Origin of the sequence: Paraburkholderia sp. GAS448, assembly GCF_050435685.1 — a bacterium.
Taxonomy (GTDB): Bacteria; Pseudomonadota; Gammaproteobacteria; order Burkholderiales; family Burkholderiaceae; genus Paraburkholderia.
Genome location: NZ_JBNDKT010000011.1, coordinates 75716 through 100833 on the forward strand (window position 1 = coordinate 75716; position 25118 = coordinate 100833).

The window sequence follows — 25118 nt, forward strand, 5'->3', positions numbered from 1 at the left end:
GCGGACGGATGCGGGCAGTGTGGTGCGGATTTGCGTTGGGTGTCCTGTATTTGCAGCAGCAGGCGGTGTTGCCAGGGCGCGGCGGCTGGTGGGCGCTTGTGCTGGTGGCCAGTGGTCTTGTCGGTGTGGCCGTGTGGCTGCTTTCGACGAACCGTTCCCGTTTGACGGTGGTGGCAGGCTGGCTTGCCGTTGGTCTGGCTTCGGGATGTGTTGGCTTTGACTATGCGGCCTCGCGTGCGGAACAACGTCTCGCGCGGGCTTTGCCGATTGACCAGGAAAGCCGTGACATCGTCGTCGACGGATATGTCAGAGGCCTGCCTGCCCGTGATACGAAAGGCGCGCGTTTCCTCTTCGAAGTCGAGTCGAACGATGCGCAGATCGAGCGGTTTCCCCGCACGATCCTGCTCTCATGGATTGCCGCAGATACCCCGCCGCCCGTCCTCGAACCGGGTGCGCGCTGGAGGCTGTCCGTGCGGCTCAAGCGTCCGCACGGCAACGCCAACTTTGGCCTGCGTGACGCGGAAGCTTCCTTGCTTGCGCGCAATGTCCGGGCGACTGGCTATGTCATTTCGCCGTCTACGGCGTTGCGATTGCCGGGGACTGCCCGGGGCGTTGGCGTGACGGTCGATCGCTGGCGCGCTGCGGTGCGCGCGAGGATCGAAGCGGCGCTGGGCGATGCGCCCCATGCCGGCATCGTCGTCGCGCTCGCGGTGGGCGCGCAGGATGCCATCAGTGCCGCCGACTGGCTGCTTATGCGCAATACCGGCACGAGCCATCTGGTCGCGATATCCGGGTTGCATATTGGTTTCGTTGCTGGATTGGCGGCCTGGGTTGTGGGCAGTCTGTGGCGGCGCTCGTGTTTTGTCGGTCGCGACTGGCCGCTGTTGATTCCCGCACAGAAAGTCGCGACTGTCGGTGGCGCGCTGTTCGCGGCTGGCCATGCCGCGCTCGCCGGTTTCAATGTCCCGGCACAGCGGGCGCTGTGGATGCTCGTCGTCGTTTCGGCGGCGTTCATCAGCGGGCGCAGCGTGGCGCCGTCGTTTGTGCTGGCCTGGGCACTCGGGCTGGTGTTGTTGATCGATCCGTGGGCCGTCTTGTCCGCGGGTTTCTGGCTGTCGTTCTGCGCGGTGGCGGCGATCCTGTTTGCGATGTCGGGACGATTGCGCATTCGCGACCGCGATCGCGATCGCGAGCGACATGCTGGTGACGCTGAAGCGTCGCGCTTCGCCCGGATTCAGGCTGCCTTGCGTCGGCGGTTGCGGGCGCTGAGCGGGCGGATGCGCAGTAGCGCGCATGTGCAGTTTGCGGTCACGCTCGCTCTCGCGCCGCTGACCGTTTACTGGTTCGCGCAGATTCCGCTGGTTGGCCCGCTGGCAAACGCGTTCGCGATTCCGTGGGTGAGCCTCTTTGTGACGCCGATGGTGCTCGCGAGCGTCGCGCTGCCTGCGCCGCTCGATGGCGTTGCGTTTCGCGCGGCCCATGCGCTGCTCGATGTTCTGGTAGCCGGACTGCAAGCGCTATCGGGTCCCGCATGGATGCTCTGGCGCCTGCCGCAGCCGGACGGCTGGGCGCTGGCCGTGGCGGCTGTCGGCGTCGCGTGGTGCCTGGCGCCCCGGGGCTGGCCGCTGCGCTGGGCGGCGCCGTTGACCTGGCTGCCGCTGCTGGTGCCGCCACTGACTGCGCCCGCTCCCGGCACCTTCCGCCTGACCGCACTCGACATTGGTCAGGGTTCGTCGATCCTCATCGAGACCGCGCATCATTCATTGCTGTTCGATGCGGGCCCAGGTCCGGAGTCGACCCATGCGGGCGAGCGCATCGTTGTGCCCTATCTGTACGCGAACGGCGTGAAACGTCTGGATGCGCTGGTGATCAGTCATGCGGATTCGGATCATGCAGGCGGTGCGCCAGCCGTGCTCGCGGGGATCGAGGTGCGTCAGTTGCTCGCCGCACTCGAGCCGTCGCATCCCTTGTTGGCGAGCGCACGAGGCGCAGGCGTCAGCACGGTGCCGTGTGCGGCCGGCCAGCGCTGGCATTGGGACGGCGTTGACTTCACGGTTCTGTGGCCCGATGCGGGGCCGTTGCAGGGCAAGCCCAACGATCATTGTTGCGTGTTGCGCGTGAGCACGGCGGGCGATGCGCCGGGCACGGGGCAGGGCATGTCAGGCGGGTCGGCGGCTATGGTTCAACCTCGCGAGTCCGCATTGCTTGCCGCCGACATGGAGGCGCCCGTCGAGCGCATTCTGCTTACCCGCGACCCGGGCGAGTTGCGCGCCCAGGTGTTGCTCGTAGCGCACCACGGCAGCAAGACATCGTCTACCGAGCCGTTCCTCGACTCTGTCGACCCGCTTGTCGCGATATTTCAGGTAGGCTATCGCAACCGTTTTCATCACCCGAACCCGGGCGTGTATGCGCGGTATCTCGCGCGTCATATCGAGTTGTCGCGCAGCGACGACGACGGCGCAGCCCGGATCGAGGCGACTGGCACAGCGCTATCGATAGAGCGGTATCGCGACACGCACCGGCGCTACTGGATGGACATGTGACCGGCGGAGTGCTTTCCCGTCCCGGTCGTGAGGAGCAGGCAAGGCGGCGGATTAAACGCGGTCACCACAACCAAAAAAGGAGATGACGGCGCTTGAAAAACATCATCCACTTCTCGCACGCGAACGGTTTTCCTGCGTCGACCTACCGGACCATCTTCGCCGAACTCGCGGACGACTACGAACTGCGCTTCGTCGAGCGCCTGGGGCACGACGCACGCTTTCCGGTTACGCGCGACTGGCCGCATCTCGTCGAGGAACTGCTCGCCGATATCGGCAGCCGGTACGAGCAGCCGGTGTGGCTCGTGGGCCATTCGCTAGGCGGCTATCTGTCGCTGATGGCCGCGCTGAAGAAGCCGCAGTGGGTGAGGGGCGTGGTGATGCTCGATTCGCCCGTCATCGCGGGCTGGCGCAGCAGCATGCTGCGCGTGTCGCAGTGGACCGGGCTCGACGAGCGCCTGTCGCCGGCTGCCGCAACGCGCACGCGGCGCACGCACTGGGCAAGCCGTGACGAAGCGTGGCGCCATTTTCACTCGAAGCCAGCGTTCGCGCGCTGGGACGAACGCGTGCTGTCCGACTATATCGACTTCGGCATTCCGCAGACCTCGCCCGACGGCGGCCGCTCGCTGGCGTTCGATCGCCGCATCGAATATCTGATCTACAAGACCTTGCCGCACACGCTCGGCGCGCGTCTTGCGCGCGGTGCGCCGGTGCCGGTCGGTTTCATCGCGGGCACGCAGTCGAAGGAGATCCGCCAGGCCGGTCTCGACGCCACGCGCCGGGCCGCCGGAGGGCACCTCGAGTGGCTCGAGGGCAGTCACCTGTATCCGATGGAAAAGCCGCTCGAAACCGCGCGCGCCGTGCAGCGCATGCTGCGGGAGCTGGAGCGCCGGGGCTGAGTTCCGACAGCCCCGCACGACGAAATTCGCATCGGTCGAGGATGATCCGGGCGTGGACGGTGGCGCGTCGCTGCTGGCCTGGAAAACGGTGCGGGATCGACGTCGAAGCGGCGCATCTTGCTGGCATATTGCTGGGTTGAGGCCCTGCTTTACGGTATAATCCGTTTTTCCCGCGAGCATCCAGCGATGACCAAATATGTTTTCGTCACCGGCGGCGTAGTTTCTTCCCTCGGCAAGGGTATTGCCGCCGCTTCCCTCGCCGCGATTCTCGAATCGCGCGGCCTCAAAGTCACCCTCCTCAAGCTCGATCCTTACATCAACGTCGACCCCGGCACGATGAGCCCGTTTCAGCACGGCGAAGTGTTCGTGACGGAAGACGGAGCGGAGACCGACCTCGATCTTGGCCACTATGAGCGCTTCATCAGCACGAAGATGCGCAAGGCCAACAACTTCACTACCGGCCAGATTTACGAATCGGTGATCCGCAAGGAGCGCCGCGGCGACTATCTGGGCAAAACGGTGCAGGTCATCCCGCACATCACGAACGAGATCCAGGCGTTCATCGAACGCGGCGCGGCTTCCGCGACGTGCGGTGAGCCGGACGTCGCAATCGTTGAAGTGGGCGGCACGGTCGGCGACATCGAATCGCTGCCGTTCCTCGAAGCCGCGCGCCAGATGAGCCTGCGCATGGGCCGCAACAGTTCGTGCTTCGTGCACCTGACGCTGGTGCCCTGGGTGGCTACCGCGGGTGAACTGAAAACCAAGCCCACGCAGCATAGCGTGCAGAAGCTGCGTGAAATCGGCATCTCGCCGCACGTGCTGTTGTGCCGTGCCGACCGCCCGATTCCCGACGACGAGCGCGCGAAGATCTCGATGTTCTCGAACGTGCCGGAAGATGCAGTGATTTCGGTGTGGGACGCGGACAGCATCTACAAGATTCCGCAGATGCTTCACGACCAGGGTATGGACGAGATCGTCTGCAACGAGCTTAAGCTCACGCCGAAGCCGGCCAATCTGTCGATGTGGTCGGATCTGGTCGAGAAGCTCGAGCACCCGAAGAACGAAGTCACGATCGGCATGGTCGGCAAGTATGTCGAGCTGACCGAGTCGTACAAGTCGCTGATCGAGGCGCTGCGCCATGCGTCGATCCACACGTCGACGAAGGTCAACATCGAATACATCGACTCGGAAGAGGTCGAAACGCAGGGCGTCGAAAGTCTGAAGCACCTCGACGCCGTGCTGGTGCCTGGCGGCTTCGGTCGTCGCGGCACCGAAGGCAAGATTGCGGCGATCCGCTATGCGCGTGAAGCGAAGGTGCCGTACCTCGGCATCTGCCTCGGTATGCAACTGGCAGTCATCGAATTCGCGCGCGACGTCGTCGGTCTGAAAAACGCCAACAGCACGGAGTTCGATCCGACGACCGAGAACCGTGTGGTCGCACTGATCACCGAATGGTACGACCGCGAAGGCCGCGTCGAGAAGCGCGACGAAGAGTCGGATCTCGGCGGCACGATGCGTCTCGGCTCACAACGCTGTCCGATCAAGCCCGGCACGATGGCCGCGGAGATCTATGGCAAGGACGTGAACGAACGTCATCGCCACCGTTATGAAGTCAATAACCGCTTCGTACCCCAGCTCGAGGCCGGCGGCCTTATCATCAGCGCCCATACTCCGAGCGAAGATCTGCCGGAAATGATGGAGCTGCCGCGCGACATGCACCCGTGGTTCGTCGGCGTTCAGTTCCACCCGGAGTTCACGTCCACGCCGCGTGATGGTCATCCGCTCTTCAAGTCGTTTGTCGAGGCAGCGCTCGCTCACCATCTTCAGGCGTCGCGCGTCGAGGAGAAAGCATGAAACTGGGCGATTTCGAAGTCGGCCTTGATAAGCCGTTTTTCCTGATCGCGGGCACCTGTGTCGTCGAATCCGAACAGATGACGATCGACACGGCCGGCAAGCTCAAGGAAATCTGCGCGAAGCTGAAGATTCCGTTCATCTACAAATCCTCGTACGACAAGGCCAATCGCAGCAGCGGCAAGTCGTTTCGCGGTCTGGGTATGGACGAAGGTCTGCGCATCCTGTCCGAAGTGAAGAAGCAGCTCGGTTTGCCGGTGCTCACCGACGTTCATAGCGAGCATGAAATCGAGGCGGTGGCATCGGTCGTGGACGTGCTGCAGACGCCGGCGTTCCTGTGCCGTCAGACCGATTTCATCCACGCGTGCGCGCGCTCGGGCAAGCCGGTCAACATCAAGAAGGGCCAGTTTCTCGCGCCGCACGACATGAAGAACGTGATCGACAAGGCCCGCGACGCGGCACGTGAAGCCGGCCTGTCGGAAGACCGTTTCATGGCCTGCGAACGCGGCGTGTCGTTTGGTTATAACAACCTGGTTTCGGACATGCGCTCGCTCGCGATCATGCGCGAAACCGGCGCGCCGGTCGTGTTCGACGCCACCCACTCGGTGCAGTTGCCAGGCGGGCAGGGCACGAGCTCGGGCGGTCAGCGCGAATTCGTGCCGGTGCTCGCACGCGCTGCGGTTGCGACGGGCGTCGCCGGTCTCTTCATGGAAACGCACCCGAATCCGGCGCAGGCGAAGTCGGACGGTCCGAACGCCGTGCCGCTGCATCGCATGGCCGATCTGCTCGAGACGCTCTTGACGCTCGATCAGGCCGTCAAGCGCGCGCCGTTCCTCGAAAGCGATTTCAACTGATGCAGGCGTTCGCACCGTGTCAGCCGGCGCCGTGCGAATGAATCCGGGGCGAACCCGATAGTCGTAGAAAGCGTGCGGGCGCGAGCGGCTTTTCCGCGTGCCGGACGCAGTTTCACCGTAAGAATCCAACGTCATTTCTTGAGGAAACCATGAGTGCTATCGTAGATATCATCGGTCGCGAGATTCTCGATTCGCGAGGCAACCCCACTGTCGAATGCGATGTGCTGCTGGAATCGGGCACGATGGGCCGCGCAGCAGTGCCGTCGGGGGCATCGACGGGTTCGCGCGAAGCCATCGAGCTGCGCGACGGCGAAACCGGCCGTTACGGCGGCAAGGGTGTGTTGAAGGCGGTTGAGCACATCAACACTGAAATCTCCGAAGCCATCATGGGCCTCGACGCTTCCGAGCAAGCCTTCCTCGACAAGACGCTGCTGGAACTCGACGGCACCGACAACAAGTCGCGCCTTGGCGCGAACGCCATGCTGGCTGTTTCGATGGCCGTCGCGAAGGCGGCTGCCGAAGAAGCCGGCCTGCCCCTGTACCGCTACTTCGGTGGCTCCGGCGCCATGCAACTGCCGGTGCCGATGATGAACATCGTCAACGGTGGCGCGCACGCGAACAACAGCCTGGACATCCAGGAATTCATGATCGTTCCGGTCAGCCAGCCGACGTTCCGCGAAGCCCTGCGTTGCGGCGCGGAAGTGTTCCACGCACTGAAGAAGATTCTCTCCGACCGTGGCATGAGCACGGCCGTGGGTGACGAGGGCGGTTTCGCGCCGAACTTCGGCAGCAACGACGAATGCCTGTCCACCATCCTGCAGGCGATCGAAAAAGCCGGCTATCGCGCGGGCGAAGACGTGCTGCTCGCACTGGACTGCGCCGCGAGCGAGTTCTATCACGACGGCAAGTACCAGCTGGCAGGCGAAGGTCTGCAACTGTCGTCGGCGGAATTCACCGACTACCTCGCCACGCTCGCGGACAAGTTCCCGATCGTGTCGATCGAAGACGGCATGCACGAAAGCGACTGGGAAGGCTGGAAGCTCCTGACCGACAAGCTCGGCAAGAAGATCCAGCTGGTCGGCGACGACCTGTTCGTGACGAACACGCGCATCCTGAAGGAAGGCATCGATAAGGGTATTGCAAACTCGATCCTGATCAAGATCAACCAGATCGGCACGCTGACGGAAACCTTCGCAGCGATCGAAATGGCGAAGCGCGCAGGTTACACGGCTGTGATCTCGCACCGTTCGGGCGAAACCGAAGATTCGACGATCGCCGATATCGCGGTCGGCTTGAACGCCGGCCAGATCAAGACGGGCTCGCTGTCGCGCAGCGACCGTATCTCCAAGTACAACCAGCTGCTGCGTATCGAAGAAGATCTCGGCGATATCGCGAGCTACCCGGGCAAGTCGGCGTTCTACAATCTGCGCTGATCGCGCGTCGATTGTGCACTGAGCGCGTATTGGCCTTTGAAGCGGTCACCCTTCATTTCTGAATCAGCCCGCCGCCCTGCGTATAGCGCAGGGCGGTGCGTATTATTTGTGCACTCTTCATGCGGCTTGTCACTGTCGTTTTGATTGTCCTGCTGGCGCTGATCCAGTACCCGCTCTGGTGGGGGCACGGCGGCTGGTTGCGCGTGCATGAATTGCAGCAGGAACTCGCCGATCAGCAAAAGAAGAACGCGGACGCGAAGCTGCGTAACGAGCGTATCGAAGGCGAAGTGCAGGATCTGCAGAATGGCACGGCCGCAGTCGAAGAGCGTGCGCGCTACGAGATGGGCATGGTGAAGGACGGCGAAGTGTTCGTTCAGTTCGTGTCGCCTAACGCGCCATTGCCGACCTCGAATACGCCGGCGGCCACGACGTCGACGCGTGGCGAGGTGTCGGCCGCACCGGTGCGTGTGGTTCCGAATCCTGAGTCACGGGCGAAGCCGGACAGGAAGCACGCGAAGAAGAATCCAAAAGAAAAGGGCGCGGGCTGATGCGCGTGTAGCGCAGGAAGCGTCCTTTCGCCTTGCCGGCGAGAAACAAAAATGGCGCGGTGAAAACCGCGCCATTTTGCTTTTGACGGCCCGCTGGACAGGCGTGGGCCTGACTACCAGCCGTAACCCCATCCCGGAGCGTAGCCGTAGCCGATTCCAGTGCTCCAGCCGGGTCCCCATCCGCCGCTGTAGTAGCCGCCATATACGGCGACGGGCGGCGCGTAATAACGCGACCAGGCTTGTGCAGCGGCTTCGGCGGCCATGGCCTGGTTCTGTTCCGTGAGCACCTGCCTGTCGATTGCGTCGTAACGCCGGCGTTCTTCCGGCGTCAGCGGCCGGACGTCGTTCGGCACACCGGATTGATCGGCGGGCAGACGACTGTAGATCGGTGCAGGGCCGGGCGGGTCCATCACGCAGCCGGTCAGCGCGGCACTTCCGGTGATGATCGAGAGCGCCGTGATGGAACGCAGGAGACGACGCAGCGGAGTGCTCATTTCAACCTCCATCGGCAGGACGCCTGGGGCCGTCTGGGTGCAAGGGCGTCGCCAATGATCAGAGACGTTGCGCCGTCAGTCCTGCTCGAAGCGGGCGGCGGCGCCGTCGCAAGCATGTGTCACACGGGGCGCGTGTCAGTGCCGTTGCTCGGCCGCCGGCATGACTCCTTCTGAGAGCCCGCTGGCGACAAAAAGTTGCGCCACATCGACGGGGTCGAATTCGTACCGCTGATTGCAGAACTCGCAGTGAATCTCTACGTGCCCACGTTCCTCGACCACGCTGTCGACTTCCTCCCGGCCGAGCATCTTCAGCATCGCGCCAACCTTGCCGCGCGAGCAGCTGCATTCGAAGCGTGCGGGTGTCGGCGTGAAGTGCTGTACGTTCTCCTGCCAGAAGAGACGCCGGAACACCGTTTCCGGTTCTTCCTTCAGCAATTCGTCCTGGGAAAGCGTGCCGCCGAGCGTGCACACCCGTTCCCACGTGTCCGTGTCGAGCTCGCCCGGATGCGGCACGATTCCGCCGTCACCAGGCAGTTTTTGCAGCAGCATGCCGACCGCGCGCTCCGAATTCGCGGCGAGCCACAGGCGGGTGTCGAGCTGCTCGGAGTGGTGCATGTAATGCTCGAGCACTTCGGCCATCGATTTCAGCGGACCGTCCACGCCATTCAGCGGCACGATGCCCTGGTACGGCTGCTGGCCGGGCTGCTTTTCGCGCGGATCGAGCGTGATCACGCAGCGGCCGTTGCCGCCTGCGTTGAGCAGTTCGACGAGCGTGGTGTCCTCGCCGATCGTGCTTGCGACATCGCCTGAGAACTTCGCCGTGGCCCGCATCGACAGGTCCGAGCTGCACTGCACGACCAGCATCTTGACCGGGCCGTCACCGAAAATCTGCATGATGAGGGTGCCGTCGAACTTCAGGTTCGCCGACAGCAGCGCGCAAGCAGCCATCATCTCGCCGAGCACGTTGCGCACTGGCGCCGGGTAATCGCGACGTGTCAGCACTTCCTGCCACGTATTGCGCAGTGAAACGATTTCGCCGCGCACCGGCGCTGCGCTGAACATGAATTTTTGCAACTGGTCGTTCACAACTTTTCCTCGGTCGAATGGCGCAAGCTCAATGCTGCGCCAGCGCGCCGTGCGCAGCGGCTCCTAGCCGATGCGCACCAACTGCGCCTTGAAATATTCGCGGCGCTCGACGTAACTCGCCGTGCCGCGCTGCATGCCTGCAATGTCCGCTTCCGTCAGTTCGCGGACGACTTTCGCAGGCGCGCCCAGAATCAGTGAATTGTCCGGAAACACCTTGCCTTCGGTAACCACGGCTCCGGCGCCAACCAGACAGTTGCGGCCGATTACCGCTCCATTCAAGACCACTGCCTGAATCCCGATCAGTGCGCCCTCCTTGATCGTGCAGCCGTGGATCATGGCCTGGTGGCCGATCGTGACGTTGGCTTCGATCGTCATCGGGTAACCGGGGTCGGTGTGGAGAACCGCGCCTTCCTGGATATTGCTGCCCGCGCCGATCGAAATCGGTTCGTTGTCGCCGCGGATCGCGGCACCGAACCAGACGCTCGCGTTCTCCGCGACTTCGACTTTACCGATGATGGTCGCTGTGTCCGCGACGAACACGCTTTCGTGGATGGTCGGGGCTGCATCGCCAAGCTTGTAAATTGCCACAGTGTCTCCTCTGTGTCGGGTAGCGCCGCGCCGTCGAAGGAAAGCGCAGCTGCAGTGCGCGAGGCGCGCTGCGTGGTCGAATCGCGTATTGTAAACGGTTGCGCACGGGGAGCGTTTTGGCTCGCCATATTCCCGTCCGACGTTTTGCCGTTTCCTTGCCGCTTGTTTCCCGGATATTTCGCGCTTTGTTGTCATGAATCCTGCCGTCTCCTCTTCGCCGACTGTTTCGTCCATCGATGTCTGCGCCCGCTCCGAGGCGCTCGCTGTCCTGCGTGAGCGCGTCCCGTCGCTCAAGGCCGACGCGGCGCGGGCGCTATACGTGCGGGTACGCGACGGCGATCTGCAGTGCGTGCCGGAACGCTCGATCGATGAGCCGGCGGACCTGCCGGGCCGCCCCGTGCAGCCCGAACTGGTGGAACCGAAACGGCTGGGGCGTCGCAGCATGCAGTCGGACGAAGGGCGAGCCGTGCTGTTGCACGCGCTGGCCCACATTGAATTCAACGCCATCAATCTCGCGCTCGACGCGGTCTGGCGCTTTGCCGGCATGCCTGCCGCGTTCTATTCGGACTGGCTGAAAGTCGCGGCGGAGGAGGCCCATCATTTTTCGCTGCTCAGCGCGCGGCTGGCGGAACTCGGCCACGCCTACGGCGATTTTCCCGCGCACGATGGCTTGTGGGACATGTGCGATCGAACGCGGGGCGACGTTCTCGCACGAATGGCGCTCGTGCCAAGGACGCTCGAGGCGCGTGGACTCGACGCGTCACCGCCGATCCGGGCGCGGCTGAAGCAGGCGGGCGACCACGCGTCGGCGGCGATTCTCGACGTCATCCTGCGCGATGAGATCGGCCATGTGCTGATCGGCAACCACTGGTTCCGGTATCTCTGCAGTCAGCAGGCGCTCGATCCTCACCTGACTTACACGCGTCTCGCCGACCAGTACCACGCACCAAAGCTGCGTGGTCCATTCAATTTCGAAGCGCGACGCGACGCCGGGTTTGATGAAGCCGAGCTGGCCGCGCTGGCCGGACTCGAAGCGGGGACCTTGCCGAAACCGGATTGACGGCGCCTTCTGGTCAGGTGGACCTCATCCGCTGACAGTGAACCGCCGGAAATCTCCGCCCCCTCGAAACCGGCGCGGGTTCATACGGGCGTCAGTTGTACGCGATCCTGTTCGTTGTGAATTGAAGCGGCACGGATCCCGGAACCCAATGGTGCGACCACTCCACATGGTGTCGCGCGGTCATCGTCCTGTCCCGTTATAATCGAACGATCATTCTTTTTTTGGGTCGCGCTCATGAAAACCTCGCAGTCCGACTTCGTATCTGTGCGCGGCGTGCGTCTCCACGTACGGCGTTGGGGAAACCCGGACGCGCCAACGCTCTTCATGTTGCATGGCTGGATGGATGTGGCGGCGTCGTTCCAGTTCGTAGTCGACGCGCTCAGCGGCGACTGGCAGGTCATTGCGCCGGATGCCCGGGGCTTTGGCCTGTCCGACTGGCCAGTCGCGCAGCAGGGGGGTGGCCACTACGTGTTCCATGACTATCTGTCTGACCTCGACGCGTTGCTCGACCATTACGCGCCGTCCGGGGAAGTCAATCTGGTGGGGCACAGCATGGGAGCGAACGTTGTCTGTCTTTATGCGGGTGTGCGGCCGGAGCGTGTGCGACGGGTCGTCGACCTGGAAGGTTTTGGTCTCGCGCCTTCGCGCGCCGAACAATCGCCGCGGCGACTGCGTAGCTGGCTGGACGAAATCAAGAATCCGCCGACGCTGAAGCACTACGCGTCGCTCGATGACGTCGCGGCCCGCCTGATCCGCAACAACGAACGGCTCGCCCCCCAGCGCGCCGGCTTCCTCGCGCAGCACTGGTCGAAGCAGGACGACGATGGCCGCTTCGTGCTTCTCGCTGATCCGGCTCACAAGATGCGCGGTCCGATGCTGTACAGGCTGGACGAAGTGATGGCCGTCTGGCGCAAGGTGACGGCGAAGGTGCTCCACGTTGAAGCCGCGGCGTCCCCGACGCTCGCGCAGATTGCCGGCGACATCCCGCTTGGGGAATTCAAGGCCCGCTTTCAGGCGTTTCCGGACTGGCACGAAGAGATCGTCGATGATGCGGGCCATATGGTGCATCACGACCAGCCAGCGCAGGTCGCCGCGCTGATCGAGGCATTTTGCGCATAATTTTTTTGCGCATCGGCGCTAACGGCGATGGATCGGTGCGTCGAACTACAGCGTTGCAGTAAAATGATCGCAGAACCCTTTCAAGTCAATGATGAACGCCGATCTACACTGCCATTCCACCGTCTCCGACGGCCAGTTTGCGCCCGCCGTGGTCGCGCGCCGCGCGCACGCTGGCGGCGTGACGTTGTGGTCGTTGACGGATCACGACGAGGTGGGTGGGCAGGCCGAGGCCCGGGCCGCGGCGCAGGAACTCGGCATGGGCTATCTGTGCGGCGTCGAAATCTCCGTGACATGGGCATCGCGCACGGTGCACATCGTCGGTCTGCATATCGATCCGGAATGCACGACGCTTATCGAGGGGCTTGCGCGCACGCGCGACGGCCGGGCGGCGCGCGCTGAAGCCATCGGCGAGCAACTCGGGAAGCTCGGTATTCCGGACGCCTACGCCGGCGCGTTGCGTTACGTCTCCAATCCCGACATGATCTCCCGTACCCATTTCGCGCGCTACATGGTGGAAAGCGGCTACGCGGAATCGACGCAGGATGTCTTCAACCGCTACCTCGGTGACGGCAAGCCGGGTTACGTACCGCATCGCTGGTCGAAGCTGTCGGATGCGCTCAGGTGGATCCAGATTGCCGGTGGCGAGGCGATCGTCGCGCATCCTGGCAGGTACAACTACACGCCGGTTGAGTTCGACGCGTTCTTTGGCGAGTTTATCGACCTTGGAGGCAAGGCGATCGAAGTCGTCACCGGCAGCCACACGCCGGACCAGTATCGCGAATACGCGGACGTGGCGCGCCGTTTCGGTTTTGAGGCCTCGCGCGGGTCGGATTTTCATGCGGCCGGGGAAGGGCGTACCGAACTCGGCAGCCTGCCACCCCTTCCGTCCGATCTCAAGCCCGTCTGGGAACGTTGGCTGTGACCCGCCGCGGCCGCGGGCCGCGTGAGCTGTCGCTGACCGTGTTTGTCGTGCCCGATAATCCGATACCTTGCTCACCCGACATGTCCCAATTCTTTCGGCTCCATCCCGATAATCCGCAGCCGCGTCTCATCAAGCAGGCGGTGCAGATCATCAAGGACGGCGGAATCGTCGCGCTGCCCACCGATTCGAGCTACGCGCTCGCGTGTCAGCTGGACGACAAGGACGCGGTCGAACGTCTTCGCCGGATTCGCGGCCTCGATGAAAAACAACTGCTGTCGCTGCTCGTGCGCGATCTGTCGGAGCTGTCCAACTTCGCCATGGTCGACAACCGGCAGTACCGGCTCATCAGGTCGGTGACGCCGGGCCCCTATGTTTTCGTGCTGCAGGCGACGAAAGAAGTGCCGCGGCGGCTCTCCCATCCGGCGCGCAAGACGATCGGTCTGCGCGTGCCGGACCACGCGATTACACTCGCGATTCTCGAGGAACTCGGCGAGCCGCTGCTCGGTTCGACGTTGATCATGCCGGGTGAAACCCGGCCGCTGAACGACCCGGAGGAAATCCGGGTACGTCTCGAAAAGCAGATCGAACTCGTGATCGATGGAGGCGCGTGCCCGTGCGAACCGTCGACGGTGATCGACCTGACCGGCCATGAACCCGTGCTCGTACGTCCCGGACGCGGCAGCCTTGAACCCTTCGGGCTCGAACAGCCGGCATAGAAAGCCGTCGGTCGCGGCTCCCCGCATTGATACAATAGCGAGTTATGGATTCTTCCTTGATACAGACCATTGTCGTATACGCGTTGCCGGTGATTTTCGCCATCACGCTGCATGAGGCCGCACACGGCTATGTCGCGCGCCTTCTGGGCGACAACACGGCCTACGTGCTCGGTCGCGTTTCGTTCAATCCGATGCGGCATATCGATCCGCTCGGCACCATCGCCATCCCGTTGCTGCTGTACTTCGCGACGAGCGGGGCGTTCATGTTCGGCTATGCGAAGCCGGTTCCCGTCGCCTTTGGCAACCTGCGCAACCCGCGCTGGGGCAGCCTGTGGGTCGCGCTAGCCGGGCCTGTCTGCAATTTCGTTCAGGCGCTTGTGTGGGGTGTATTGAGCGTGGCGCTTACCGCCATGAACGTCGACGAACCGTTTTTCACGCGAATGGCCGCAGCCGGTGTCGGCATCAATCTCGTACTGGGCGTGCTCAACCTGTTTCCGCTGCCGCCGCTCGATGGTGGCCGTGTGCTCACCGCGTTGCTGCCGGCGCGCCAGTCGATCGCGCTGTCGCGCATCGAACCGTACGGCTTTTTCATCGTGATGGCGCTTGTGATGACCGGCACGCTGACGAAGTACTGGCTGCGCCCGCTCGTCAATCTCGGTTACGACGTCGTGACGGCTATCCTGACTCCTCTCGTTTCGCTTCTCTAATACAACCATGTTCCCAGACCGTATCTTCTCCGGCATGCGGCCCACCGGGTCGCTGCACCTCGGCCACTATCACGGCGTGCTGAAAAACTGGGTGCGGCTGCAGTCCGAATACCCGTGCTTCTTTTGCGTCGTCGACTGGCACGCGCTGACGACGCACTACGAAACGCCCGATGTGATCGAAAAGAACGTCTGGGAAGTGCTGATCGACTGGCTCGCTTCGGGTATCGATCCGGCGCAGGCGACGCTCTTCATCCAGAGCCGCGTGCCCGAGCATGCGGAACTCTCGCTGCTGCTTGGCATGAGCACCCCGCTTGGCTGGCTCGAACGTGTGCCGACCTACAAGGAGCAGATGGAAAAGCTGAAGGACAAGGATCTGTCGACCTACGGTTTTCTCGGCTATCCCGTCCTGATGGCGGCGGACATCCTGCTGTATCGCGCGTCGCTCGTGCCGGTCGGCGAAGACCAGGTTCCGCACGTCGAAATGACGCGCGAAATCGCACGCCGCTTCAATTACCTGTACGGCCGCGAGCCGGGCTTCGAGGAGAAGGCGCTCGAAGCCGCGAAGAAACTCGGCGGCAAACGCTCGAAGCTGTACCACGAACTGCGTAATGCCTACCAGCAGGAAGGCGACGACGAAGCCCTCGAACAGGCGCGCGCGATGCTGCAGGAATCGCAAAGCCTGTCGATGAATGATCGCGAGCGGCTGTTCGGCTATCTGGAAGGCGCGCGCAAGATCATTCTCGTCGAACCGCAGGTGCTGCTGACCGAAGCGTCGCGGATGCCGGGCCTCGACGGGCAGAAGATGTCGAAGTCGTACGGCAACACGATCGGCCTGCGTGAAGACGCCGAGACGATCACGAAGAAAGTCCGCACGATGCCGACCGATCCGGCCCGTGTGCGCCGCACCGATCCGGGCGATCCGGACAAGTGCCCGGTCTGGCAACTGCACCAGGTCTATACCGACGAAACGACTCACGAGTGGGTGCAGAAGGGCTGCCGCTCGGCCGGCATTGGCTGCCTCGAATGCAAGCAACCTGTCATCGAAGGCATCTTGCGCGAACAGCAGCCGATGCTCGAGCGCGCACAGAAGTACATGGACGATCCGTCGCTCCTGCGCGCGATCGTCGCCGATGGCTGCGACAAGGCGCGCCGTTTCGCGTCGGAAGCGATGCGCGATGTGCGCGAGGCGATGGGCCTGTCGTACAGCTGAGGCGGTTTCGGCGAGGTGCGTATGGGCGATCACGCTTCTTCCAATGTGCCGTCGTCGCATTCGACGCTTGCTGAACCGTCGCGCTGGGTGCGTCGGTGGACGCATCTGGTGACGGAGGGCGGCGCGGTGCTGGATGTGGCGTCGGGAGCGGGGCGCCATGCGCGCTGGTTTGCGTCGCATGGGCATCCGGTGACGGCGATCGATCGCGACGCTGATGCGCTCGCCGCGATGCGCGACGAGCGCGGCATCACGACGTTCACTGCCGATATTGAAGAAGGGGCGTGGCCGCTTCCTGCCGACGCGAAATTTGCGGCGGTGGTGGTCACGAACTACCTGCATCGTCCATTGTTTCCACGTCTGCTGGATGCGCTCGCGCCCTCCGGTGTGCTGATTTACGAAACCTTCGCGCAGGGCAACGAGACGGTGGGCAAGCCTTCGCGACCTGCGTTTCTGCTGGCGCCAGGGGAACTGCTCGACGTGGTGCGTGGCCGTCTGCGGGTGGTCGCATTTCAGGATGGTTTTCTCGCGCAGCCTCGTCCGGCGTACGTCCAGCGTATCTGCGCAATTCTCGAAGCTGACCGGTCTGCCGGCGGGGAGGGGGATCTATCCCCGCCGCGTTACGATCTGGCTGGCTAATCCGCTACAATCGCGGTTTACTGATCAAATTCATGGCGTTTCATGACTAACGGCAATCAAGACGGCATTCAGATTCGTGGCAGCATTCCCGCGATCGTCACCCCGATGCTCGAAGACGGCAGCCTCGATCTGCCGGCGTTTCGCAAACTGATCGACTGGCACATTGAAGAGGGCACGAACGCTCTGGTCGTCGTGGGGACGAGCGGCGAATCGGCGACGCTGTCGGTCGAAGAGCACGTGCTGATGGTCAAGACCGCCGTTGAGCACGCGGCCGGGCGTATTCCCGTGATCGCCGGTTCGGGCGGCAACTCCACGACTGAAGCGATCGAGTTGACCGAGCGGGCGAAGAAAGTCGGCGCCGACGCGACACTGCAGGTCGTACCCTATTACAACAAGCCGACGCAGGAAGGCATCTACCGTCACTTTGCGAAGATCGCGGAAACGGTAGATCTGCCGGTGATTCTGTACAACGTGCCGGGCCGTACGGTCGCCGACATGTCCAACGAGACGATCCTGCGCCTCGCCCAGGTGCCGGGCATCGTGGGCGTGAAGGAAGCGACGGGCAACATCGATCGCGCCGCGCACCTGATCAAATCGGCGCCTGCCCATTTCGGCATCTACAGCGGTGACGATCCCACGGCGATCGCGCTGATGCTGCTTGGCGGCCATGGCAACATTTCCGTGACGGCAAACGTGGCGCCGCGCGCAATGAGCGAGCTGTGCAAGGCCGCGCTCGCGGCAGACGCGAAAACCGCCCGTCAAATCCATTTGAAGCTGCTTTCCCTGCACAAGAACCTTTTCATCGAATCGAACCCGATTCCGGTGAAGTGGGCGCTGCAGCAACTGGGTCGTATTCAGGGCGGCATCCGCTTGCCGCTCACTCCGCTCGACGCGCGTTACCACGATGTTGTGCGTGCCGCGCTGCGCGAGTCAGGTCTGCTGGGCTGAACCGTTCAGTCTCCAGCACCGGCATTCCATTAACCGACGTCGATATCGCCCACGTTCCCGGCACTGAACCAGGCAACGCGTTCCAGCATCACGAAGGACTTCATGAAACGTTCTGCACTCTCCCTCCACGCAACCCGCATGGCGGCGCTAGCGCTTGCCCTGAGTACGCTCGCCGGCTGCGACACGCTGAACGACTGGTTTTCGTCCGACAAGGTCAACTACAAGGGTGCCGGCAGCGCACCGCCGCTGGCGATTCCGAGCGACCTGTCGACCGCGAAGGTGGATGAGCGCTATGCAGCGCCGCCGGTCGGCGCTGCGCTCGGCGGCGCGCCGCAGCGGGCGGTGACGCCGGCGGGCAATTCGACCGAAGGCGTGCCTAACGCGCAGGATCCGTTCGGCATGCACATCGAACGCGACGGTGACCGCCGCTGGCTCGTAGTCGACGGCCGTACGCCTGACCAGCTCTGGCCTCAGTTGCAGGAGTTCTGGGAAGAAAACGGCTTCTCGCTCGCGACCAACGCGCCGGCTACCGGCATCATGTCGACCGACTGGGCCGAGAATCGCGCCAACATCCCGGACGACTGGTTTCGCCGCACGATCGGCAAGGTGATCGACTTCGCTTATTCGTCTGGTACGCGCGACCGTTTCCGCACGCTCGTCACGCGCGCCTCGGACAATACGACCGATATCTCGATCACGCACAGCGCGATGGAAGAAATGCTGACGGGGCAGGAAAAGACGTCCTCGCGCTGGGAGGAGCGTCCGCGCAACCCGACGCTCGAAGCGGTGTTTCTGGCGAAGCTGATGCAGAAGTTCGGCCTGACCGACGCCCAGGCAAAGCAGCTCCTGACTGAGGCACGTTCCGCGACGGCGCCGGCGAAGATCGACACGGCTGACGGCGCCGCGACGCTGGATCTGCCTGAGTCGTTCGACCGCGCATGGCTGCGCGTGGGCCTCGCGCTCGACCGTACCAACTTCACCGTCGACAATCGCGACCGCGAGAAGGGGATCTATTACGTTCGCTATGCGGATTCGATGCAGGAATTGAAGAGGGAAGGTCTCTTCGGCAAGCTGTTCTATAGCGGTAGCAGCTCGAAGAAACCGGGTCAGGAGTTCCTCGTGAATGTGCGCTCGAAGAGTGACTCGCTGACCCAGGTTGCGGTACTCGACGCGAACGGCCAGGTGGATACGTCGTCGGACGCGCAGCGCATCGTGTCGCTGCTGCATGCCGAGCTGAACTAGGCGAGCCGTGAGGTTCGCCAGTCTGGGAAGCGGCAGCGAGGGCAACGCGCTGCTGGTCGAGGCGCAAAGCGGAACGACCACGACGCGCGTGCTGCTCGACTGCGGGTTCTCGGCGAAAGAGGTCGATCGGCGCCTCGCGCGCCTCGGCTTGAGTGTCAGCAGTCTCGACGCTATCCTGATTACCCACGAGCACGGCGACCACATCGGCAGCGCATTGACGCTGGCCCGAAAGTGGTCGATTCCGCTGCATACCAGCTGGGGCACGGCGCGCGCCGTCGGCGCAGACGAAGCCTGCATCGATCTGCATGTGCTCTGGGGTGACGAGGCGGTCGCCATCGGCGATCTCAGCGTGCTGCCTTACACGGTCCCGCACGATGCTCGCGAGCCGCTGCAATTTGTGTTTTCCGACGGCGCGAGCCGGCTTGGCGTGCTGACCGACGTCGGAACGTCGACGTCGCATATCAGCTCAGTATTGAGCGGCTGCGATGCACTCATGCTCGAATGCAACCACGATGTCCAGATGCTGGCGGCTAGCCGTTATCCGCCTTCGCTGAAGGCGCGCATCGGCGGCGATCACGGGCACCTGAATAACGATGCGGCGGCTGAAATTCTCGCGTCGCTCGACCGGTCGAAACTGAATCACCTGGTTGCTGCGCATCTGAGTCAGCAAAACAATTTGCCCGAACTCGCGAAGGCCGCGATGGCCGGCGTGCTGGGGGTTGCGGCGACCGAAGTGGTGGTGGCATCGCAGGATGTAGGGTTTGACTGGTTATGTCTTTGAGTTTCGCAATACACCTGCTTGTGCGGCCGGTCCGGCAGAAAGCAGCCGATTGCGCAGATAAAAAGACGCCCATGACGTTTGTCATGGGCGTCCTTGCATTATTCACCGGAACCAGTCTGGACCAGCTTCGGCCGGGCTGGCGCCCCGCCGAAGCTGCGCGCCGCGGCGACGGTTCCTAGTTTCGGTTGCCGCCGAAAATGCCGAGCAATGCCAGTAGATTCGTGAACACGTTATACAGATCGAGGTAGATCGCGAGCGTGGCCGAAATGTAGTTCGTCTCACCGCCGTTCACCACGCGCTGCACGTCGAACAGCATGTAAGCCGAAAAGATTGCGATCGCGAGGACCGAAACGGTGAGCATCAGCGCCGGCAGTTGCAGGAACATGTTTGCGACCATAGCCAGCAGCAGCACGATCACGCCCATGAAGAGCCATTTTCCGAGGCCGGAGAAGTCACGTTTGCTGACCGTGGCAACCGTCGCCATGGCAGCGAAGATCACACCAGTGCCACCAAACGCGAGCATGATCAGCGACGGCCCATTCGAGAAGCCGAGAATGAAGCTCAGGAGCCGCGACAGCATCAGGCCCATGAAGAACGTAAAGCCGAGTAGCACGAACACGCCGGCGCTGCTGTTTTTTGTGCGCTCGATCGCGAACATGAAGCCGAAAGCAATCGCGAAGAACGCCAGCAGACTCATCGCGGGACTGGTAGCGGCAAACAGCGAAAACCCGGTCGCGACGCCCACCCATGCGCCGAGCACCGTCGGCACCATGGACAGCGCGAGCAGCCAGTAGGTGTTCCGCAGGACGCGGTTACGGGTTTCGACCGTGCCTATCGTGCCGCTGCGGCCGAAGTTATAGGGGGAATCGTTCATGCTTTCTCCTTGCGTCAAACGCAGTGATGCGCGGTGGTTGTACAACGCCAGCCGGTTTCTTTTTGCTCCGGCCACGGGCCCGTGCATACCTAATATTATCCCGGCAATGCGGAGTTTCAATAGCTCGCCAGATGGACAAAGGTGCGGTTTCGGGCTCTTCGTTAGATGCTTTCAGTGCTGTAAGGGTTCAATCGCAATCATACACTGGAACATGCTACAATAGCGGATTCATTTGAATCTGTAACCTCTTAATTTTCTGGAGTTTTTATGGCGCTCGAACGCACCCTGTCGATTATCAAGCCGGACGCAGTGGCAAAGAATGTGATCGGCCAGATCTACAGCCGTTTCGAAAACGCTGGCCTCAAGATCGCTGCCGCACGCATGGTTCACCTGTCGCGTGCCGACGCCGAGAAGTTCTACGCCGTTCACGCCGCGCGTCCGTTCTTCAGGGACCTCGTCGAATTCATGATCTCGGGCCCGGTGATGGTTCAGGTTCTGGAAGGCGAAAACGCGATTCTGCTGAACCGGGACCTGATGGGCGCAACGGATCCGAAGAAGGCCGACAAGGGCACGATTCGCGCCGACTTCGCCGACAGCATCGATGCCAACGCCGTCCACGGTTCGGACGCAGCTGAAACGGCCACCGTCGAAATCGCATTTTTCTTCCCGGCACTCAACGTCTACGCGCGCTGATCGGCCGGCCAGTTAGCACGTTAGAAGCAGCAGGAACGGGCGCGAACGGCACGGCGTTCATGTGGCTTGTTGCATGAACGTGGTTTCGCACTGATATGGCAGGATTCGATATGACGAGCAGTCCAACCGTCAACCTTCTCGATCTCGACGCCCAGGGGCTCGTCGCGTACTGCGACAGTCTCGGCGAAAAGCCGTTTCGCGCCAAACAGTTGCAGCGCTGGATTCACCAGTACAACGCTGCCGACTTCGACGGCATGACCGATCTCGCGAAGTCGCTGCGCGAAAAGCTCAAGGGCCGCGCCACGATTTCGATGCCCGATATCGCGAGCGACCACATCTCCGCAGACGGAACACGCAAGTGGCTGATCGACGTCGGTAACGGCAACGCGGTCGAAACCGTCTTCATCCCCGAAGAATCGCGGGGCACGCTGTGCGTGTCGTCGCAGGCCGGGTGTGCGGTCAACTGCCGTTTCTGTTCGACGGGCAAACAGGGTTTCTCCCGCAACCTCACGACCGCCGAAATCATCGGCCAGTTGCGCATGGCTGAGTTTGCGCTGCGCGCGTCGCTCGGCATTGCTGGCGGCCGTGCCGTGGGTGGCGAAGGCAAAGGCGAGCGCGTCGTCACGAATGTCGTGATGATGGGCATGGGCGAGCCGTTGCTCAACTACGATGCCGTCGTGCCGGCCATGCGCCTGATGCTCGACGACAACGCGTATGGTTTGTCGCGCCGCCGTGTCACGCTGTCCACGTCTGGCGTCGTGCCGATGATGGACCGCCTCGGTGCGGATCTGCCGGTGGCGCTTGCGGTGTCGCTGCACGCACCGAACGACGCGTTGCGTGACGAACTGGTGCCGCTGAACAAAAAGTATCCGCTGCGCGAATTGATGGCGGCCTGTCAGCGCTATCTGAAGGTCGCGCCGCGAGATTTCATTACTTTCGAATATTGCATGCTTGACGGTGTGAACGACACCGAAGCACATGCGCGCGAACTGCTTGCCGTTACGCGCGACGTGCCATGCAAATTCAATCTGATTCCGTTTAATCCGTTCCCGGAATCCGGGCTTCTGCGCTCGAAGCAGGAGCAGATCAAGCGGTTTGCGCAGGTGCTGATCGACGCGGGCGTCGTCACCACGGTGCGCAAGACACGCGGCGACGATATCGATGCTGCCTGCGGTCAGCTGGCTGGCGCGGTCAAGGACCGCACCCGTCTCGCTGAGCGCACCGGGAAGGCGGCGAAGGTGATCGAGGTTCGCGCCGTGTAAGCGTGGTGGGCTGTCTCGTCACCTCGACAGGCCATGACGAACTGAAAAGAAAGTTTGCAAAATCGATCGGAAGCGGCACAGAACGCCGCGCATTTTGTTATAAACGGTCTGCGAATCTGGACGAGGCATGGGCCTGCATGGATCGCAAGAGTAAAAAAGAATCGACGCGAAAGGATTTGGGATGAGTGAGCCGCAGCACCCGCAGCCGCATGGCACAGAGACGAATGCCGCCCGTTCGGCACCTGCCGTGGCGCCGGTTGCGGCGCAGCCCGGACTGGACTCACTGGCCGCGGTTGGGGCGCAATTGACCGAGCTGCGCGAATCGAAGGGTTGGACGATCGAAGATGTCTCTACCCGCCTCAAGGTTTCGCCGGTCAAGCTGCGCGCGCTCGAGGCAGGCGACGTTAGCCAGCTTCCTGATACGACGTTCGCGCTTGGCGTGGTGCGTAGCTACGCAAAGATGCTCGGTGTCGATCCCGCTCCGTTTTCCCAGGCCTTGCGGCGTGTAAAAGGCGTGCCGGAGCCGGATCTCTCGATGCCGGCATCGTCTGGCAGGGATTTGCCGCGTGGTCGGGTATCGCTGTCGCTGGGTGACAGCTCGCCGCGCTCCCGGTCCTGGCTGTGGGGCGTCGCCGCGGTTGTCGTGGCGGTAATTGCGCTCACGATGTGGCACACAAACGGAGGCGATTCATCGGCGTGGCTTGCGCGGTTGAAGGCTGGTGCGAATGGTGCAGCGGGTGGCGCGGGGAGTGCGACTGGCGCGTCGGGCGCAGTTGCGCAGGATCAGACCGCAGCGTCCGCTGCGGTGGCCGGGCAGGACGCCCCCGCATCCGAAGCGCCGGCGATGGCGGAGCAAGGCGCGTCCGAAACGCCGATGCCGGCTCCGTTGCCCACGGCCGCCGTACCGGTGGCACCGGCGCCAGCGTCTGCGCCAGCCGTCGCCGCGAAGGAGAAGGCGCCCGCTGCCGCTGCATCGGAAGTGACCGAAGCAACTGTCGGCGGCCAGGCGACGGTCGGCATCAAGGTAACGCAGGACAGCTGGTTCAGCGTTCGGCAGAAGGACGGCAAGGAGGTGTTCTCCGGCCTCGTCCACGCAGGCGAATCGAAGGAAGTTGCTGGCGAAGCGCCGTTCAAGGTGACGGTTGGCAACAAGGCCGGACTCGATTCCCTGTCGCTCGACGGCCAGCCGGTCGATCCGGCCAAATATGCATCAGCGAAGGGTAATGTGGCACGCTTCGCATTGCCTTGACAGGGTACGCGTCGCGGCGTTTAGCCGCGACGCTTTTTCAATTCTGGCGTCGTGCTCCGTGCAGGACGCCTGCGGCGTAAATGGGTTTTTCGATGCACTCCGAAGCTCAATCCCTATCCAGCAGTCAGATCACTTCGTCCGAGCCGGTTTTCGGCGGACACGCACCGCGCCGCTCGTCGCATGCAGTCGACGTGCGCTGGGGTGGCCAGCTCGTCACGATCGGCGGAGACTCGCCAGTGCGCGTGCAGTCGATGACCAACACCGATACCGCTGATGCGATCGGCACTGCCATTCAGATCAAGGAACTCGCGCAGGCTGGCTCCGAACTCGTGCGTATCACGGTCAACACGCCGGAGGCTGCCGCTGCAGTGCCGGCTGTGCGTGAACAGCTCGACCGGATGGGCGTGTCGGTCCCGCTCGTCGGTGATTTTCACTACAACGGTCACCTGTTGCTGCGCGATTATCCCGCGTGTGCCGAGGCATTGTCGAAGTACCGCATCAATCCGGGCAACGTCGGGCATGGCGCGAAACGCGACACGCAGTTCGCGCAGATGATCGAAACCGCGATCAGGTACGACAAACCGGTGCGGATCGGTGTCAACTGGGGCAGTCTCGATCAGGATCTGCTCGCGAAGATGATGGACGAGAACGCCGCGCGCACGCAGCCGTGGGAAGCGCAGAGCGTGATGTACGAGGCGCTGATCCAGTCGGCGATCGGCTCGGCGGAGCGCGCGGTCGAACTCGGGCTCGGTCGTAACAGGATCATCCTGTCGTGCAAGGTAAGCGGTGTTCAGGATCTGATCGCCGTGTATCGTGAGCTCGCCCGCCGTTGCGAGTTCGCGCTGCACCTCGGCCTGACCGAAGCAGGCATGGGCTCGAAGGGTATCGTCGCGTCGACGGCTGCGCTGTCGGTGCTGCTTCAACAGGGTATCGGCGACACGATCCGAATTTCGCTCACGCCGGAACCGGGTGCGTCGCGTACCGGTGAAGTGATCGTCGGCCAGGAAATCCTGCAGACGATGGGGCTGCGCTCGTTCACGCCGATGGTCATCGCGTGCCCGGGCTGCGGCCGTACGACCAGCACGCTGTTCCAGGAACTCGCTTCGCAGATCCAGACGTATCTGCGCACGCAGATGCCGGTCTGGCGCGATCAGTATCCTGGTGTCGAAAAGATGCACGTCGCGGTGATGGGTTGCATCGTCAACGGTCCTGGCGAATCGAAGCAGGCGAACATCGGCATCAGCCTGCCGGGCTCGGGCGAGAATCCGGCTGCACCGGTGTTCATCGACGGCGAAAAGGTCAAGACGCTGCGTGGCGAGCGTATCGCGGAAGAATTCCAGCAAATCGTGAGCGACTACGTCGAGCGCCGCTATGGCCGGGCGACTGCGCTCAACTAAATCGTCAAT

General features: G+C 62.9%; 24 protein-coding genes. 20 read left to right on the forward strand and 4 right to left on the reverse strand.

The annotated features are described in order from the left end of the window. The first annotated feature begins 8 nt into the window (after positions 1–8). The 6 genes from P3T23_RS20875 (at position 9) to ftsB (ending at position 8125) form a co-directional block, all read left to right on the forward strand. Positions 9–2543: a DNA internalization-related competence protein ComEC/Rec2 gene (locus P3T23_RS20875; protein WP_429318033.1), complete on the forward strand. Its 2535-nt coding sequence runs from the start codon at positions 9–11 to the stop codon at positions 2541–2543. A gap of 92 nt (positions 2544–2635) precedes the next feature. Then, the gene (locus P3T23_RS20880) at positions 2636–3439 is read left to right on the forward strand and encodes an alpha/beta fold hydrolase (RefSeq protein ID WP_429318034.1); all 804 of its coding nucleotides are present in this window, start codon (positions 2636–2638) and stop codon (positions 3437–3439) included. A 186-nt stretch (positions 3440–3625) separates the two neighbouring features. Next, positions 3626–5293 carry a CTP synthase gene (locus tag P3T23_RS20885; protein ID WP_429318035.1) on the forward strand — a complete coding sequence of 556 codons (1668 nt, stop codon included), beginning with the start codon at positions 3626–3628 and terminating at the stop codon, positions 5291–5293. Further along, positions 5290–6144 carry a 3-deoxy-8-phosphooctulonate synthase gene (gene kdsA, locus P3T23_RS20890; RefSeq protein ID WP_429318036.1) on the forward strand — a complete coding sequence of 285 codons (855 nt, stop codon included), beginning with the start codon at positions 5290–5292 and terminating at the stop codon, positions 6142–6144. The genes P3T23_RS20885 and kdsA overlap by 4 nt, the downstream gene beginning before the upstream one ends. A 149-nt stretch (positions 6145–6293) precedes the next feature. Further along, on the forward strand, positions 6294–7577 hold the full coding sequence (gene eno / locus P3T23_RS20895; protein ID WP_429318037.1) for a phosphopyruvate hydratase: 1284 nt from the start codon (positions 6294–6296) through the stop codon (positions 7575–7577). Between the two features lie 119 nt (positions 7578–7696). After that, positions 7697–8125, forward strand: a complete 429-nt coding sequence (gene ftsB, locus P3T23_RS20900; protein ID WP_429318038.1) for a cell division protein FtsB — start codon at positions 7697–7699, stop codon at positions 8123–8125. Positions 8126–8238: 113 nt separating this feature from the next. On the opposite strand, the gene P3T23_RS20905 is transcribed toward ftsB, so the two are convergent. The 3 genes from P3T23_RS20905 to P3T23_RS20915 form a co-directional block, all read right to left on the reverse strand. After that, on the reverse strand, positions 8239–8619 hold the full coding sequence (locus P3T23_RS20905; RefSeq protein ID WP_429318039.1) for a hypothetical protein: 381 nt from the start codon (positions 8617–8619) through the stop codon (positions 8239–8241). A gap of 135 nt (positions 8620–8754) precedes the next feature. After that, positions 8755–9705, reverse strand: coding sequence for an Hsp33 family molecular chaperone HslO (gene hslO, locus P3T23_RS20910; protein WP_429318040.1), 951 nt, complete (start codon positions 9703–9705; stop codon positions 8755–8757). A gap of 63 nt (positions 9706–9768) precedes the next feature. Beyond that, positions 9769–10293: a gamma carbonic anhydrase family protein gene (locus tag P3T23_RS20915; RefSeq protein ID WP_429318041.1), complete on the reverse strand. Its 525-nt coding sequence runs from the start codon at positions 10291–10293 to the stop codon at positions 9769–9771. A 193-nt stretch (positions 10294–10486) separates the two neighbouring features. Between P3T23_RS20915 and P3T23_RS20920 the strand changes: the two genes are divergently transcribed. The 10 genes from P3T23_RS20920 (at position 10487) to P3T23_RS20965 (ending at position 19634) form a co-directional block, all read left to right on the forward strand. Beyond that, positions 10487–11353 (forward strand): ferritin-like domain-containing protein, encoded by an 867-nt coding sequence (locus P3T23_RS20920; RefSeq protein WP_429318042.1) that lies wholly within the window; start codon positions 10487–10489, stop codon positions 11351–11353. 234 nt (positions 11354–11587) lie between these two features. After that, positions 11588–12472, forward strand: coding sequence for an alpha/beta fold hydrolase (locus P3T23_RS20925; RefSeq protein ID WP_429318043.1), 885 nt, complete (start codon positions 11588–11590; stop codon positions 12470–12472). 91 nt (positions 12473–12563) lie between these two features. Continuing rightward, positions 12564–13394, forward strand: a complete 831-nt coding sequence (locus tag P3T23_RS20930) for a 3',5'-nucleoside bisphosphate phosphatase (protein ID WP_429318044.1) — start codon at positions 12564–12566, stop codon at positions 13392–13394. Between the two features lie 80 nt (positions 13395–13474). After that, entirely contained in the window at positions 13475–14110 is a 636-nt protein-coding gene (locus P3T23_RS20935; protein ID WP_429318045.1) for an L-threonylcarbamoyladenylate synthase, read from the forward strand. A 44-nt stretch (positions 14111–14154) separates the two neighbouring features. After that, positions 14155–14817, forward strand: coding sequence for a site-2 protease family protein (locus P3T23_RS20940; protein WP_429318046.1), 663 nt, complete (start codon positions 14155–14157; stop codon positions 14815–14817). Between the two features lie 7 nt (positions 14818–14824). Next, the gene (locus P3T23_RS20945) at positions 14825–16027 is read left to right on the forward strand and encodes a tryptophan--tRNA ligase (protein ID WP_429318047.1); all 1203 of its coding nucleotides are present in this window, start codon (positions 14825–14827) and stop codon (positions 16025–16027) included. Positions 16028–16048: 21 nt separating this feature from the next. Further along, positions 16049–16663, forward strand: coding sequence for a class I SAM-dependent methyltransferase (locus P3T23_RS20950; protein WP_429318048.1), 615 nt, complete (start codon positions 16049–16051; stop codon positions 16661–16663). A 42-nt stretch (positions 16664–16705) separates the two neighbouring features. Further along, a complete protein-coding gene (dapA, locus tag P3T23_RS20955; RefSeq protein WP_429318049.1) occupies positions 16706–17611 on the forward strand; it encodes a 4-hydroxy-tetrahydrodipicolinate synthase in 906 nt (301 codons plus the stop codon). Between the two features lie 102 nt (positions 17612–17713). Then, on the forward strand, positions 17714–18853 hold the full coding sequence (bamC, locus tag P3T23_RS20960) for an outer membrane protein assembly factor BamC (protein ID WP_429318050.1): 1140 nt from the start codon (positions 17714–17716) through the stop codon (positions 18851–18853). 7 nt (positions 18854–18860) lie between these two features. Next, positions 18861–19634, forward strand: coding sequence for an MBL fold metallo-hydrolase (locus P3T23_RS20965; protein ID WP_429318051.1), 774 nt, complete (start codon positions 18861–18863; stop codon positions 19632–19634). A 175-nt stretch (positions 19635–19809) separates the two neighbouring features. On the opposite strand, the gene P3T23_RS20970 is transcribed toward P3T23_RS20965, so the two are convergent. After that, positions 19810–20508, reverse strand: coding sequence for a Bax inhibitor-1/YccA family protein (locus P3T23_RS20970; RefSeq protein WP_429318052.1), 699 nt, complete (start codon positions 20506–20508; stop codon positions 19810–19812). Positions 20509–20775: 267 nt separating this feature from the next. On the opposite strand from P3T23_RS20970, the gene ndk reads away from it, so the two are divergent. The 4 genes from ndk (at position 20776) to ispG (ending at position 25109) form a co-directional block, all read left to right on the forward strand. Then, the gene (gene ndk / locus P3T23_RS20975; protein WP_429318053.1) at positions 20776–21201 is read left to right on the forward strand and encodes a nucleoside-diphosphate kinase; all 426 of its coding nucleotides are present in this window, start codon (positions 20776–20778) and stop codon (positions 21199–21201) included. A 110-nt stretch (positions 21202–21311) separates the two neighbouring features. Further along, complete coding sequence (gene rlmN / locus P3T23_RS20980; RefSeq protein ID WP_429318054.1) at positions 21312–22463, forward strand: 23S rRNA (adenine(2503)-C(2))-methyltransferase RlmN; 1152 nt, start codon at positions 21312–21314, stop codon at positions 22461–22463. Between the two features lie 181 nt (positions 22464–22644). Beyond that, a complete protein-coding gene (locus tag P3T23_RS20985; protein ID WP_429318055.1) occupies positions 22645–23712 on the forward strand; it encodes a helix-turn-helix domain-containing protein in 1068 nt (355 codons plus the stop codon). An 80-nt stretch (positions 23713–23792) separates the two neighbouring features. Continuing rightward, a complete protein-coding gene (gene ispG / locus P3T23_RS20990; protein ID WP_429318056.1) occupies positions 23793–25109 on the forward strand; it encodes a flavodoxin-dependent (E)-4-hydroxy-3-methylbut-2-enyl-diphosphate synthase in 1317 nt (438 codons plus the stop codon). The last annotated feature ends 9 nt before the right edge of the window (positions 25110–25118 follow it).

Excerpts from the sequence above, each read along its gene's own strand:
- P3T23_RS20875 (WP_429318033.1), top strand. The coding sequence starts at position 9 with ATGCGGGCAGTGTGGTGCGGATTTGCGTTGGGTGTCCTGTATTTGCAG.
- P3T23_RS20885 (WP_429318035.1), top strand. The coding sequence starts at position 3,626 with ATGACCAAATATGTTTTCGTCACCGGCGGCGTAGTTTCTTCCCTCGGC.
- kdsA (WP_429318036.1), top strand. The coding sequence starts at position 5,290 with ATGAAACTGGGCGATTTCGAAGTCGGCCTTGATAAGCCGTTTTTCCTG.
- eno (WP_429318037.1), top strand. The coding sequence starts at position 6,294 with ATGAGTGCTATCGTAGATATCATCGGTCGCGAGATTCTCGATTCGCGA.
- ftsB (WP_429318038.1), top strand. The coding sequence starts at position 7,697 with ATGCGGCTTGTCACTGTCGTTTTGATTGTCCTGCTGGCGCTGATCCAG.
- P3T23_RS20905 (WP_429318039.1), bottom strand. The coding sequence starts at position 8,619 with ATGAGCACTCCGCTGCGTCGTCTCCTGCGTTCCATCACGGCGCTCTCG.
- P3T23_RS20920 (WP_429318042.1), top strand. The coding sequence starts at position 10,487 with ATGAATCCTGCCGTCTCCTCTTCGCCGACTGTTTCGTCCATCGATGTC.
- P3T23_RS20925 (WP_429318043.1), top strand. The coding sequence starts at position 11,588 with ATGAAAACCTCGCAGTCCGACTTCGTATCTGTGCGCGGCGTGCGTCTC.
- P3T23_RS20930 (WP_429318044.1), top strand. The coding sequence starts at position 12,564 with ATGAACGCCGATCTACACTGCCATTCCACCGTCTCCGACGGCCAGTTT.
- P3T23_RS20935 (WP_429318045.1), top strand. The coding sequence starts at position 13,475 with ATGTCCCAATTCTTTCGGCTCCATCCCGATAATCCGCAGCCGCGTCTC.
- P3T23_RS20940 (WP_429318046.1), top strand. The coding sequence starts at position 14,155 with ATGGATTCTTCCTTGATACAGACCATTGTCGTATACGCGTTGCCGGTG.
- P3T23_RS20945 (WP_429318047.1), top strand. The coding sequence starts at position 14,825 with ATGTTCCCAGACCGTATCTTCTCCGGCATGCGGCCCACCGGGTCGCTG.
- P3T23_RS20950 (WP_429318048.1), top strand. The coding sequence starts at position 16,049 with ATGGGCGATCACGCTTCTTCCAATGTGCCGTCGTCGCATTCGACGCTT.
- dapA (WP_429318049.1), top strand. The coding sequence starts at position 16,706 with ATGACTAACGGCAATCAAGACGGCATTCAGATTCGTGGCAGCATTCCC.
- bamC (WP_429318050.1), top strand. The coding sequence starts at position 17,714 with ATGAAACGTTCTGCACTCTCCCTCCACGCAACCCGCATGGCGGCGCTA.
- P3T23_RS20970 (WP_429318052.1), bottom strand. The coding sequence starts at position 20,508 with ATGAACGATTCCCCCTATAACTTCGGCCGCAGCGGCACGATAGGCACG.
- ndk (WP_429318053.1), top strand. The coding sequence starts at position 20,776 with ATGGCGCTCGAACGCACCCTGTCGATTATCAAGCCGGACGCAGTGGCA.
- rlmN (WP_429318054.1), top strand. The coding sequence starts at position 21,312 with ATGACGAGCAGTCCAACCGTCAACCTTCTCGATCTCGACGCCCAGGGG.
- P3T23_RS20985 (WP_429318055.1), top strand. The coding sequence starts at position 22,645 with ATGAGTGAGCCGCAGCACCCGCAGCCGCATGGCACAGAGACGAATGCC.
- ispG (WP_429318056.1), top strand. The coding sequence starts at position 23,793 with ATGGGTTTTTCGATGCACTCCGAAGCTCAATCCCTATCCAGCAGTCAG.